The organism is Neoaquamicrobium sediminum, from assembly GCF_040970315.1.
GTDB classification, from domain to species: domain Bacteria; phylum Pseudomonadota; class Alphaproteobacteria; order Rhizobiales; family Rhizobiaceae; genus Aerobium; species Aerobium sediminum.
Genome location: NZ_JAZHFV010000002.1, coordinates 105,274 through 117,402, shown reverse-complemented (window position 1 = coordinate 117,402; position 12,129 = coordinate 105,274). Strand labels below are relative to the sequence as shown.

The window sequence follows — 12,129 nt, the reverse complement described above, 5'->3', positions numbered from 1 at the left end:
GCCTTGAGATGATGCGTATACCCCCGTGCTCCCTCTTCCTGCTGCTGGGGTCCATCGGCGTCGGCTTCGCACAACCGATTTATCTCGGCGAGGCGAAATTCGAGACCGAGGACCGCGGCGCAATGGCTGCTCTTATCGACCACTGCACCCAACTCGCGTCGGAGGAACAAAGCGACATCGAAAGCTCTGAATCTCGCGCGCAGGATGCGACGGAACGTACTGACACGGAGCAAGGTGCCGCCACACCATCTGTGCGGTCTGGCACCGAAGCAAAAACACGCGACGACCCTGCAACCCTGTCGATAGACATTGATGGGCTTGCCTCTGTCAGTAGCGAACAGGCTCCCGCAGGAGAAGGCGCAAATGCAGCCGCCCCACCGGGGGAAACTTCGGAGGCCGAGACGCAACCGGATGTCTCAAGCATTACATTGCAGTCTTGTCGGGAAGCGGGTCTTGTCTATTAGCCGCCCCGCCCGGGTATCTGCTGCCGACTGACCGGTGATTGTGCAGACCGTAACTTCCACAGCCATCAAGAACAGCTACCATGTCTTGTGGCATCAGTCTTGAGAGGATGAACAAGCCATGGTCCTTGCGCAGTGCTAGAATGGCTGGCGTCTACCATTCCCTTGTGGAAAGCCCTGCATGTGACAGCACTCTGTGTCTGGTGCGGCGGGCTCATCACGCTTCCATTAATGCTGACAAGGCACGATCCCGCCATCTCGCAGAACGACTACCGCCTCATCCGACATGCAACCCACCTGACCTATACGATCGTGGTTACGCCGGCAGCAGTCATTGCTGTGGTCGCCGGGACTTGGCTGATCTTCCTGCGAGAGGCTTTCGTTCCGTGGCTGTTTGCAAAGCTGGTCTTCGTCGCGTTGCTGCTTGTTCTTCACGCATGGATTGGCAGCAGCATCGTGCGCATCGCCGAAGAACCAGGCGATCACAAACCGCCGAACCCCTCCCTGCCCGTGACAGGCATAACAGGGTGTGCCATCGCCATATTGCTGCTCGTTCTCGCAAAGCCCGAGCTTGACTGGATCGCGTTTCCGGACTGGTTGACGGAGCCGCGCGGCGGTCAGCTTCCCTTCGCTGTACCCAACCGATAGTCGAAGACGAGCTTGCCGCCATGCCAGCCCGTGAAAGCCACAACCGCCACACACACGGCCGAGAGCAGTATGCCGTACGGCAGCACCGCGGTTTCGTAGCCATACAGCCGGTAGCCCCAGTTGGCTCCGAGAAGCGAGAGCAGGGTCACCGCGATGATGAAATGGGTCCATGCGGCGGCACGGGCTCGAATGCCGGACACGAGCAGCAGCTCTGCAGTACCCGAAAAGCCCGCGAACATCCCGAACAGGAAACCGGCCCCGACCGCCCACATTGCTGCGCGCGCCCAGAAGGGATCGCCCGTCCACCAGTACAGCAGGTCGGCAGCGAAGGTGCAGAAGGTCAGCGCCACGGGGAACGCGACGCTCATGGCGTGGATAGGGTGACCGAGAATGGCGATGCGCGACTCGGTGTCGTCAAAGCCGGGCTGCTCCGCAACCGGGTCGATAAGCTGTTCGTTCTCGCCCTTGAATTTCTGGTCCGCCATTCCACACCCCTCCTCAAGGTCTTTCTGCTTTCCACAACGGCCATCGTCGTGTCCGGTTGCGCCGGTCCGCTCTCGACACTTGACCCAGGCGGGCCAGCCGCCCGCATCATTGCCACCTTGTGGTGGGTTATGCTGGTAGGCGCAACGGCCATCTTCGCCCTGGTGATGGCGCTGCTGGCGCTCGCATTCCGTAGCAAGCGGCTACAGGGTGAACCGGCTGCGAGCGAACGCGTCTGGATCGTGGGGCTGGGACTCGCCTTCCCGGCCGCGGTTCTCCTGTCGCTTCTCACCTACGGTCTATGGGCAGGCGAACGTCTGCTGCCCTGGGACGCTGCAGATGTCGCGCGAGTCCATGCACAGGCCGAGCGCTGGTCCTGGACCTTCTCCTACGACGATGCCCCGGGCCGGACCACCACCGACATACTGCACATACCGGCCAATCGGCCTGTCGATGTCGCCATAACGACCGCCGATGTGATCCACAGTTTCTGGGTGCCGCGTCTGGCCGGGAAGCTCGACGCCATCCCCGGCCATGTGAACGTGCTGCGGCTGGAAGCCGATGTGCCGGGCACCTATGCGGGCCTGAGCGCGGAATATAGCGGGCCGGGCTACGACCGTCATTCCTTTACGGTCATCGCGCACACCCCCGACTCCTGGCGGGCGTTTCTGGAGGTTGACGAATGAACGCGCTGGCCCGCCACCGGCGGCTTACCGCGATATGGTCTTCCAACCCTGGCTGGAAGGGCTGGTTCTCCACGGTCAATCACAATGACCTGGGGCTGATGTTTCTCGTCACGGCCTTCTTCTATTTCCTGATCGGCGGCGTGCTGGCCATGCTCATAAGGGCACAGCTTGCCACCCCCGGCTCCGCATTCGCAGGTCCGGAAATATACAGCCAGCTTTTCACGATGCATGGCGTCATCATGATGTTCCTGTTCGCCATACCCGCCATCGAGGGTCTGGCGATCTATCTCCTGCCGAAAATGCTCGGCACGCGCGATATGGCGTACCCACGCCTGACCGCTTACGGCTACTGGTGCTACTTCTTCGGCGGCGCCATGCTTTTGGTATCGCTGCTTCTCGGCATCGCGCCGGACTCCGGCTGGTTCATGTACCCGCCATTGACCGGACGCATCTATTCACCGGGCATCAACACCGACTTCTGGCTCATCGGCATAACCTTCGTGGAAATTTCGGCAATCTGCGCCGCCGTGGAGCTGACGGTTTCGATCCTGCGATACCGCGCACCCGGCATGTCGCTTGACCGGATGCCGATCTTCGCATGGTACATTCTGGTGGTGGCGCTGATGATCCTGACTGGGTTCCCACCGCTGATCCTGGGCTCGATCCTGCTGGAGTTGGAGCGCGCCTTCGGCATGCCCTTCTTCCAGGTTGAACTGGGCGGTGACAGCCTGTTGTGGCAGCACCTTTTCTGGCTGTTCGGCCATCCCGAGGTCTACATCATCTTTCTCCCGGCCGCGGGTGTCATCTCGACCATCCTGCCTGTCATGTCCTCGACGACGCTGCTTGGGTATCGATGGGTGGTGGCTGCGACCGTCGCACTTGCGATCCTCAGCTTCGGGCTTTGGGTCCACCACATGTTCACCACAGGCATTCCCCATATGGGCCTGGCCTTCTTCTCGGCTGCTTCGACGCTGGTGGCCGTTCCGACAGCAGTACAGGTGTTTGCCTGGATAGGCACGATGTGGAAGGGCACGCCTCGGCTACGCCTGCCGATGCTTTACATTCTCGGCTTCTTCGTCACCTTCGTCATTGGCGGGCTGACGGGGGTGATGGTCGCCGTCGTGCCCTTCGACTGGCAAGTGCACGACACCGCTTTCGTGACCGCCCACCTCCACTATGTCCTTTTCGGCGGTTTCGTCTTCCCACTCCTGGCCGGCCTTTACTACTGGCTCCCCCTCGCCACGGGCAGCAAGCGGTATTTCCGATTGGGGCAAGTCGCCTTCGCACTGATATTCGTGGGCTTCCATGTGACCTTCCTCGCGATGCATTGGGTGGGCCTGATGGGCCAGCGGCGGCGCATCTCGACCTATGGGCCGGAGGACGGTTGGACTGCGATCAACCTGATCTCCTCGATCGGAGGCTTCGTGCTCGCGTTCGGCCTCGTCATCGTGCTCCTGGAGGTGGTGCTCAACGTCATCGTGCGTCACAGGTCACTGCGCAACCCATGGCGCTCCGGGACGCTCGAATGGGCAACGACGATGCCGGCTCCCGCATACAACTTTGCCAGTCTTCCGCAGGTTAACTCGCGCGAACCGCTGTGGGACGATCCGAACCTGCCTACACGTATCGCGCGCGGCGAGTTCTATCTCGGCGATCCCGCCAGCGGACAACGCGAAACGCTGATCGTGGACATCGCCACCGGCACGCCGCAGCAGCATGTCGTCTATCCCAACAACACACGGCTTCCGATCTGCATGGCAGCCGTGACGGGGACTTTCTTTCTGTCCATACTCCTCAAGGTTTTCTGGCTGGCCCCATTCGCGATGGCAGGTGTCGCCGTGCTTGCCATGCGCTGGGCCTGGACGCTCGGTTCGAAGAAGGACCTCGGCGACCAGCCTATCGGTCGCGGGGTCCTGGTTCCCAACATCGCCGAAGTCGACAGACCGCCGGGCTGGTGGGGTTCAGCTTTCCTGCTGGTGGCGAATGCAACCCTGTTCGGCTCGCTGCTGTTCGGATACGCGTTCCTTTGGACCATCGCGCCCGGGTGGCCGCCGCCGTTCTTCGTCACTCCATCGGCGCTTGTCTTGACAACGGCCATCATCGGCACGGCTGCGGCGGTCGCCGGCATCGGCCACGCCGTAAGCAGCAATCGCAGAGGCGCGAAACCGGTGGCCGGCCTCTTGATCGCACTGGCCGGCATCGCCGCGCTCGGAGTCTCGCTGTTGGCCTTCCTCACGATAGCTCCATCTCCCACGTCGCACGCCTATGGCGCGACGCTGTGGGTGCTGGGCAGTTACGGTCTCGTGCATGTGCTGGTGGCAGCGCTGATGCTGGTCTTCCTTCTGTTGCGTCTGCGGGCCGGCTACATGTCATCGCGGCGACGTGCAGAACTGGCCGTCGCGCCGCTCTGGATCGGCTATCTATGCGTAACGACCGCCCTGATCCTCTTCTGCGCTTATCTTCCGGGCATGGTGGCATGAGGGACCTGCTGCGCATACTCGTATCGCCCGTCGTCTGGCTGGCAGCGTTCAGCGCGGTCTACGGCCTGCATGGCATTCTTTGCGAAATCGATCTCGGCGCGGCATTCGCCGGTGCGTCGTGGCGGCGACTATCGCTCGCCATCGCCTTTGCGCTTGCCATTCTGGTTCAGGTCGTTCTGCCGATGATGCTCCACTCCGACCGGTTTGGAGCCGCGCCGGGATTTTCGCGAGTGGTGAGCCGGGCTAGCGGCTGGGTTGGTCTGGTGGCGGTGGTGTGGACGCTGTTTCCCGTGCTGACCACAACGACATGCGGATAAGCCGCGGCTGGCCCCTTGCTGCCGGACTGGTGCTGCTCGCCTGGCTGTGGATGGGCCCTCTGCCTGATTTGGCCCGCAGAGCCTTTTCCCCGCACATGATCCTTCATCTTGCCGTCGCGGTGGTCGCTGCGCCAATGATCGTCATTGGCCTGTTGCGGCTTTTCCCAAACATCCGAGCGCCGCGCCGGTTGTTGCTGTCCGCACTCGCGGTTTCCGCTTTTGAGTTCGCGGTCGTCTGGGGCTGGCATGCGCCTTGGATGCATGAGGCGGCTGCGCGCTGGCTCCCGATATTCGCGGTCCAGCAACTCACCTTTCTGCTTGCGGGCATGGCCCTGTGGTGGGTCTGTCTTGCCGATCGCGACCGGAGAGGTCTGGTGATCGGCGCCGGCGCCATGCTGTTCACGTCGATGCATATGGCAATGCTCGGCGTGCTGCTGGTGCTCGCGCCGGCCCTGATCTACGCGCCGCAATACTGCCTCGGTGCTTTCGGTCTGGATCCCCTTGCCGACCAGCAGTTTGGAGGCGGCATGATGGCATTATTCGGAACGCTGCCTTTCGTCATCGGCGGTTCCTGGCTGGTCTGGAGACTCGTCGGCGAGTAGGTGAACGCCGGCGTCCCGGTTCTGCCAGCCGGATGTTGTCGCGGCGTCGTTCTCCGGTGATGTTCACATCCGTGAACATCACCGGTTCAAGCGGTTCACATCCAGCAACACTTCGTGAGGCCGATGCACCGCCGCGGTGAGCGGGAAGCTCCGGAAAACCGGGATTCTTTTCCAAAACATGCGATCCGGCGCCAACTGGCACAGATCTTTCATTGGGAGTTTCAACACGGAACGCCTGATGATGACCATTTTAACACTCGTTGCCTTTTCCTTTCTTTCTGCGCCGCTCGTTGGCTGGGCGGGTGGACGCTCGTGGCCAGTGATTGCCGCCGTGCCCCTGCTTCTTTTTGCGGGGTTCTGCCTTTTCCTGCCGATCCTGACGGCCGGTGAAGTCGCACTCGAGACCTATCGCTGGATTCCGTCGCTCGGAATCGACGCCGCATTCAGGGTCGATGGTCTCTCGCTTACCTTCGCCCTTCTCATCTGCGGCATCGGCACCGCCGTCTTCCTGTATGCCTCGTCATATCTGAAGGGCGCCCCAAGGCTTGCCCGCTTCTACACGGTGCTGACGCTCTTTATGGCGTCGATGCTCGGCGCGGTGCTTGCCGACAATCTGGTCGTCCTGATCGTGTTCTGGGAACTGACCAGCCTCACGTCTTTCCTGCTCATAGGTTATTCGCCGGAGCGGGCTGACACCCGGCGCTCGGCACAACAGGGATTTCTCATCACCGTTGCCGGCGGTCTTGCAATGCTCGCGGGCGTGATCCTGCTGGGGTGGGTTGCGGGCACCTTCTCCATCACCGCGATCCTGGGGCAAGCGGAAGTGATTGCCGCGCATCCGACTGCGCCGGCCATCATAATTCTCTTCGCAGCGGGTGCGTTCGCAAAATCGGCGCAGGCTCCGCTGCACGCCTGGCTTGCCAACGCCATGGTCGCGCCCACGCCCGTGTCGGCCTACCTGCACTCGGCAACCATGGTGAAGCTGGGTGTCTACCTGCTCGCAAGGCTGGACCCGGTGTTTTCCGCACATGCGCTTTGGATCGCACTGCTGACGAGCTTTGGAGCCTTGACCATGCTCACGGGAGCGGTGCTCGCAATGCGCGAGACCGATCTGAAGCGTGTGCTCGCATATTCCACGATCGTATCACTGGGCACTCTGGTGATGCTGATCGGCATCGACGGCGAACTCGCCTCGGTGGCCGTCGTGATTTTCCTGGTCGTCCATGCGCTCTACAAGGCGTGCCTGTTCATTGTGGCCGGGATCATCGACCACGAAACCGGTACGCGTGACTCCTCGACCCTTGGCGGCCTCCGGCACCATATGCCGATCACGGCGGGTGTTGCGATGCTGGGCGCGCTGTCGATGGCTGGCTTGCCGCCTTTCATCGGCTTCGCCGCCAAGGAACTCGTTTACGAAACAGGGCTCGAACTCTCCGGATCCTGGATACTCGTCGTCATTGCCCTCGTTGCCAATGTGTCGATGGTGGTCGTCGCCGCGATTGTTGCGATCCGGTGCTTCTATGGCGATCTCTCGTCGACACCCAAGGCGGCTCATGACCCCGGCGTCGCAATGCTTGCCGGTCCGGTTGTGCTCGCCGCCCTGGGCCTCCTTTTCGGCGCCATGCCGTGGCTTATCAGCGACAGCCTGATCGTGCCCGCAGCCAGCGCCACGGCCGGCGCGCCGCTGGACTACTACCTTACCCTTTGGCACGGCTTCACGCCGATGCTCGCGCTCAGTGTGCTCACCTTGGCGTTGGGCGTCGTAACATACCGGCGCTGGGACGGTTTGCGGCTCAGGCTTGCAGCCATCGACAACATTGATCGGTGGGGACCGGACCAGGCTTACGATCGATTGATGAGCGGCCTGCAGCGTCTCGCTGCATGGCAGACCCGTCTCATCCAGACCGGCAGCATGCGTGTATATGTTGGCCGCACACTGCTCACCGTCGGAGCGGCAGGCGGGATCACGCTCGTGGCGCGCGGCGGGCTTGAGTTGCCGTCATTCGCAGACAGCCTCGTGCCCGAAATAGCGATCGCGGTCATCCTGGCGGTTGCTGCGCTTGCCATCTTACGGGCACGCAATTTCGTGGCCGGCATCGTTGCCGCAGGCATGGTCGGTTTCGCGGTCGCGCTGCTGTTTCTCTTTCAGGGTGCGCCGGATCTCGCTTTCACGCAGTTCTCTGTCGAAGCGCTGGCGATCGTCATCATGCTGGCGATCGTGGGGCGAATGCCCTTCCGCGAACAGGAGTACCGTTCGAAACCTCAGCGCACCCGTGATTGCTGGATAGCGGCAAGCATCGGCCTGGTCGCTTCGCTGTTGATGTTGAGCGTCCTGGCACAACCCTTCGACGATCGCCTTTCCGTGTTCTTCCGCGAAACTGCGGTGCCCGAAGCCCATGGCCGCAACCTCGTCAACGTCATCCTCGTCGATTTCCGCGCCATCGACACGCTCGGCGAGATCGTTGTCCTCGGCCTCGCGGCGATCGCAGCCGCTGCGGTTCTGGCGGGAATGCGTCGGGCGAAGCAGGAGGAGCGCCAATGAACTCGATGATCCTTCGTGCGACCAGCCGCCTTATATTACCGGCAGCGCTCATCTTCTCAATCTACGTCCTGCTGCGGGGCCACAACGAGCCAGGCGGCGGCTTCATCGGGGGGCTTATCGCCGCCGCCGGCATCGCCGTTCACGCGCTCCCGCGTGGCCGTGTGTCGTTGACGCAACTCATCTTCGCGTCGCCCAAGACATATATCGGCGCGGGCCTCGTCATCGCCCTTGCGTCCGGCATGCCCGCTCTGTGGCTGGCACAGCCATACCTCACGCATCAATGGCCTTTCGAGGCGATCGCCCTCGGCACCACGCTCATCTTCGACATTGGCGTCTACCTGGTCGTGATCGGCGCGGTTCTGAGTTTCCTGTTCTATTATCTGGAGGAGTGAGATGGAGCCCGTCTTCGCTCTCGCTTTCGGCATTATGGTGGCTGTAGCCGCCTATCTGCTGATGTCGCGCAACGTGCTCAGGGTGGTGCTTGGCCTGCTCGTGCTCGGCAATGCCACCAACCTGTCGATATTTCTGGCAGGCCGGATGGGCTCGCGCACGCCGCCACTCGTCGCCGCCGGCGAGACCGCTCTGATCGGTGGGGCGAACCCGCTGCCCCAGGCACTGATCCTGACGGCGATCGTCATTTCCTTCTCGCTCGTCGCTTTCACGACCGTGCTGTTCGAAAGCGCTCACCGCCGCCTCGGCACCGTCGATACCGATGCCATGCGCGACGCGGAACCCGAGACCGCCAAGAAAGCTCCGAGCCTTCCCAAGCACGTCGTTGCCAAAAAGACGGAGCCTGCGGAATGACGAACGACCTGCTTCTGACGCTGCCGGTTCTCGCACCCGCGATCGGCGTGGCCCTCTGCGCGTTGGCTTGGCGTCACCCGCTGATACAGCGACTGATAAGCCTCGCTGCCAGTCTCGGCCTGCTCTGCGCATCGGTCGTACTGCTGCTGGCCGTCCGCGATGGTACGGTGATCGCCACGCAGTTCGGCGGGTGGGCGCCGCCTTTCGGCATCAGTTTCGTCGGCGACATGTTTTCAGCGGCCATGGTTCTCATCACCGGGCTCGTGGCCGTCGCGGTAGGCGTCTACGGGCTGGTTGGCGACGTCGAAGCACGCGAGAATGCCTTCTACCACGTGCTCTATCAGGGCTTGCTCCTTGGCGTGACCGGCGCATTCCTGACCGGCGACATCTTCAATCTCTATGTCTGGTTCGAGATCATGCTGATCTCGTCCTTCGGCTTGCTGTCGCTGGGCGGAACGCGCGAGCAGCTCGACGCTGGCATTAAATACGTCGCACTCAATCTTATCGCGACGACCTTCTTCCTTATGAGCGTCGCGTTTCTCTACGGCATGACCGGGACGCTCAACATGGCGGATCTGGCACGCGTCATCCCAACACTGGAAAACCAGGGTCTGGTGACGGCGCTCGCGCTCATGTTTCTTGCAACGTTCGGCGCGAAGGCTGCGGTCTTTCCGCTATTCTATTGGCTGCCTGCCGCCTACCACACCGCGTCTGCGCCGATCGTGGCCATTTTTGCGGCGTTGCTGACCAAGGTCGGTGTTTACGCCATCATCCGGACCTTCACGCTGCTCTTCGATGGCGACGGCGGTTACACCGGCCCCATTGTCACCGCCGTGGCGATCTTCACCATGGTGACAGGCGTTCTGGGGGCGGCCGCCCATTTCGACATTCGCCGCATCCTCTCATTCCACATCGTCAGCCAGATCGGCTACATGCTGTTCGGCATCGCCGTGGCCACGCCCCTGGCGATAGGCGGGTCGATCCTCTACGTGATCCACCACATCATCGTGAAAGCCAACCTGTTCCTGATCGCGGGCGTCGTGAACCGCGCAGGCGGATCCTTCGATCTCAAGCAGACGGGCGGCCTCTACAGAACCATGCCGATGCTGGGCGTGTTGTTCCTCATTCCCGCATTGTCGCTTGCCGGCCTTCCGCCCCTCTCCGGCTTCTGGTCGAAGTTCACCGTCATCAAGGCAAGCCTGGACGCAGGCCACATCGTTCTTGCAACGGCGGGCCTCGCGGTCGGCATCCTGACACTCTATTCGATGATCAAGATCTGGAACGAAGCCTTCTGGAAGGCGGCTCCAGACCAGTCGGGCAAAGCTATGCACCGTTGGCAGGCCGACCGCCGGGCGCGCATCATCATGCTTTCGCCGATCGTGGTCCTCGCCGCGACGACGCTGACGATCGGGCTCTTCGCCGAGCCTTTCGTCGACTACTCGCTGCGCGCCGGCGGACAGCTCCTCGACAAGTCCGCTTACATCGATGCCGTCTTCGGCGCTCCCGAACAAGTCACGGAGGCACGCCCATGAATGTGGTTCTCTCCTGGTGCCGCCTGTCCGGCATCTTCTTCCGCGAGCTAACGCTTTCGGTGAAGGACGTCGTCCTGACGGTTATCAGTCCGCGCCGAGCGATCCGATCGGCAATCGTCGCGGTGCCGCTTGATGTGGAAAGCCGCGCCGGAATCACGTTGCTCGCCAACATGATCACGCTGACGCCGGGGACCACCAGCCTGCATGTGAGCAAGGATCGTTCGACCCTTTACGTACATGTGATGAACGCCTCTGACGAGAGCGTCACCCAGATCAAGGATGGCTTCGAAAGGCGGGTGAAGGAGGTGCTGTCATGATGGGCGGAACTCTTTTTGCCGCCGGTGTCACGATCTCCGGCATCCTGCTGTTCGCCGCAATGCTGTGTGCGGGTCTGCGTATCATCCGGGGACCTTCCGGCCCCGACCGGGTCGTCGCGCTAGACCTGCTCGGTCTGCTGGGTGTCGCCGCTGCCGGCATGGCCGTCATCGTCTCGGGCTCGGTCGCGTTCATCGACATCGCGCTGGGTGTGGCTCTCATCGGCTTTCTCGCCACCGTCGCTTTCGCGGGCTTTATCGAACGCGGCTCGATCGACGAGGAGGAAGGGCCATGATGGCGTTTTTTTCAGCCTTCTTCCTGATAGCGGGCGCCGGGCTCTGCCTGGTCGCGGCGCTTGGCATTCTGCGCCTGCCGGATTTTTTCATGCGCATGCATGCCGCCACCAAGGCGGGAGTAGCAGGTTGCGGCCTGTTGCTTGTCGGCGTTGCCTTTGCCGAACCGTCGGCGGGCACATGGATCAAGGTGACAATCGCCATAGCGTTCCTGCTCCTGACACAACCGATCGCGGGTCATCTGCTGGCTCGAGCGGGATACGTCGCCGGTGTGCCGCTGTGGGGTGGAACGCGTGAAGACCAACTCGAGGGCGAATTGAAGCGTGGCGATTTCGATCATCCCGCATCCGCAGTGTTTCGGAGGAAAAACATGAATCAAAAGATTGAAAAGGTCGTTCTCGGCATTGCAAGCGGGCCGGGTATGGATGCGGCGATCACCCATGCTGTCGCAATGGCAAAGGCACATCAGGTCGACTTGGCCGGACTGGCGATCATCGATACCAGTACGTTGCATGACGTTGGTCCGGTGCCCGTTGGCGGAAACTATTACGCGAAACAGTTGCGCAACACCCTGACGGCAGGAGCGCGCCGTCGCGTCGCCGAAACGGTCGAGGTCGTCGAAGAAGCCGCGACCCAGGCGGGCGTGCGCTTCGGGCTGTATGTCGAGGAGGGAGACCCTATCCCGATACTTCGCGACCGCCTGACCGACGGCGTTGCTCTCGTCCTCTCGCGCCAGGCCTGGTTCGATCACGGTCTGGCTGACAGGAAGATTGCCCCCACGTCCAAGCTCAAGCATCACAGGATAACTCCTGCAAGCGAGCCCCGCGACGGCGATGCACCGATCGTCGTTTTCGGTTGAAGCGCAGCGCCCGACTTGCGAACCTGAAAAGGACATCGCAATCGGGAGTGTCGGAGTCCTGGAACCCTTAGCGCAGAAAATCCCCCTCACCATACGATTGCCGCTGA

The 12,129-nt window shown here is 62.0% G+C and carries 14 protein-coding genes; 13 read left to right on the top strand and 1 reads right to left on the bottom strand.

Features of this window, described 5'->3' with window-relative positions; translation table 11 throughout:
- Positions 1 to 8 precede the first annotated feature (8 nt).
- Complete coding sequence (locus V1479_RS05840) at positions 9 to 464, top strand: hypothetical protein (RefSeq protein WP_368802090.1); 456 nt, start codon at positions 9 to 11, stop codon at positions 462 to 464.
- A gap of 132 nt (positions 465 to 596) precedes the next feature.
- On the top strand, positions 597 to 1,109 hold the full coding sequence (locus tag V1479_RS05835; RefSeq protein ID WP_368802089.1) for a CopD family protein: 513 nt from the start codon (positions 597 to 599) through the stop codon (positions 1,107 to 1,109).
- On the opposite strand, the gene V1479_RS05830 is transcribed toward V1479_RS05835, so the two are convergent.
- Positions 1,079 to 1,594: a DUF2231 domain-containing protein gene (locus V1479_RS05830; protein WP_173187256.1), complete on the bottom strand. Its 516-nt coding sequence runs from the start codon at positions 1,592 to 1,594 to the stop codon at positions 1,079 to 1,081. The genes V1479_RS05835 and V1479_RS05830 overlap by 31 nt on opposite strands.
- 129 nt (positions 1,595 to 1,723) lie before the next feature.
- Between V1479_RS05830 and V1479_RS05825 the strand changes: the two genes are divergently transcribed.
- From V1479_RS05825 to mnhG, 11 genes are all read left to right on the top strand, one after another.
- On the top strand, positions 1,724 to 2,278 hold the full coding sequence (locus tag V1479_RS05825; RefSeq protein WP_368802088.1) for a cytochrome c oxidase subunit II: 555 nt from the start codon (positions 1,724 to 1,726) through the stop codon (positions 2,276 to 2,278).
- Positions 2,275 to 4,758, top strand: coding sequence for a cytochrome c oxidase subunit I (gene ctaD / locus V1479_RS05820; RefSeq protein WP_368802087.1), 2,484 nt, complete (start codon positions 2,275 to 2,277; stop codon positions 4,756 to 4,758). Before V1479_RS05825 ends, ctaD begins: the two co-directional genes overlap by 4 nt.
- Complete coding sequence (locus V1479_RS05815; RefSeq protein ID WP_368802086.1) at positions 4,755 to 5,075, top strand: hypothetical protein; 321 nt, start codon at positions 4,755 to 4,757, stop codon at positions 5,073 to 5,075. The genes ctaD and V1479_RS05815 overlap by 4 nt, the downstream gene beginning before the upstream one ends.
- Positions 5,066 to 5,677, top strand: coding sequence for a cytochrome c oxidase assembly protein (locus tag V1479_RS05810; protein WP_368802085.1), 612 nt, complete (start codon positions 5,066 to 5,068; stop codon positions 5,675 to 5,677). The genes V1479_RS05815 and V1479_RS05810 overlap by 10 nt, the downstream gene beginning before the upstream one ends.
- 238 nt (positions 5,678 to 5,915) lie before the next feature.
- Complete coding sequence (gene mbhE, locus V1479_RS05805; RefSeq protein ID WP_368802084.1) at positions 5,916 to 8,219, top strand: hydrogen gas-evolving membrane-bound hydrogenase subunit E; 2,304 nt, start codon at positions 5,916 to 5,918, stop codon at positions 8,217 to 8,219.
- Positions 8,216 to 8,611 carry an MnhB domain-containing protein gene (locus V1479_RS05800; RefSeq protein WP_368802083.1) on the top strand — a complete coding sequence of 132 codons (396 nt, stop codon included), beginning with the start codon at positions 8,216 to 8,218 and terminating at the stop codon, positions 8,609 to 8,611. The genes mbhE and V1479_RS05800 overlap by 4 nt, the downstream gene beginning before the upstream one ends.
- A gap of 1 nt (position 8,612) precedes the next feature.
- Entirely contained in the window at positions 8,613 to 9,023 is a 411-nt protein-coding gene (locus V1479_RS05795; protein WP_368802082.1) for an NADH-quinone oxidoreductase subunit K, read from the top strand.
- Positions 9,020 to 10,555, top strand: coding sequence for a Na+/H+ antiporter subunit D (locus tag V1479_RS05790; RefSeq protein WP_368802081.1), 1,536 nt, complete (start codon positions 9,020 to 9,022; stop codon positions 10,553 to 10,555). The genes V1479_RS05795 and V1479_RS05790 overlap by 4 nt, the downstream gene beginning before the upstream one ends.
- Positions 10,552 to 10,872: a Na+/H+ antiporter subunit E gene (locus V1479_RS05785; protein WP_368802080.1), complete on the top strand. Its 321-nt coding sequence runs from the start codon at positions 10,552 to 10,554 to the stop codon at positions 10,870 to 10,872. The genes V1479_RS05790 and V1479_RS05785 overlap by 4 nt, the downstream gene beginning before the upstream one ends.
- Positions 10,869 to 11,165: an MrpF/PhaF family protein gene (locus tag V1479_RS05780; RefSeq protein WP_368802079.1), complete on the top strand. Its 297-nt coding sequence runs from the start codon at positions 10,869 to 10,871 to the stop codon at positions 11,163 to 11,165. The genes V1479_RS05785 and V1479_RS05780 overlap by 4 nt, the downstream gene beginning before the upstream one ends.
- Positions 11,162 to 12,022: a monovalent cation/H(+) antiporter subunit G gene (mnhG, locus tag V1479_RS05775; protein ID WP_368802078.1), complete on the top strand. Its 861-nt coding sequence runs from the start codon at positions 11,162 to 11,164 to the stop codon at positions 12,020 to 12,022. The genes V1479_RS05780 and mnhG overlap by 4 nt, the downstream gene beginning before the upstream one ends.
- Positions 12,023 to 12,129 lie beyond the last annotated feature (107 nt).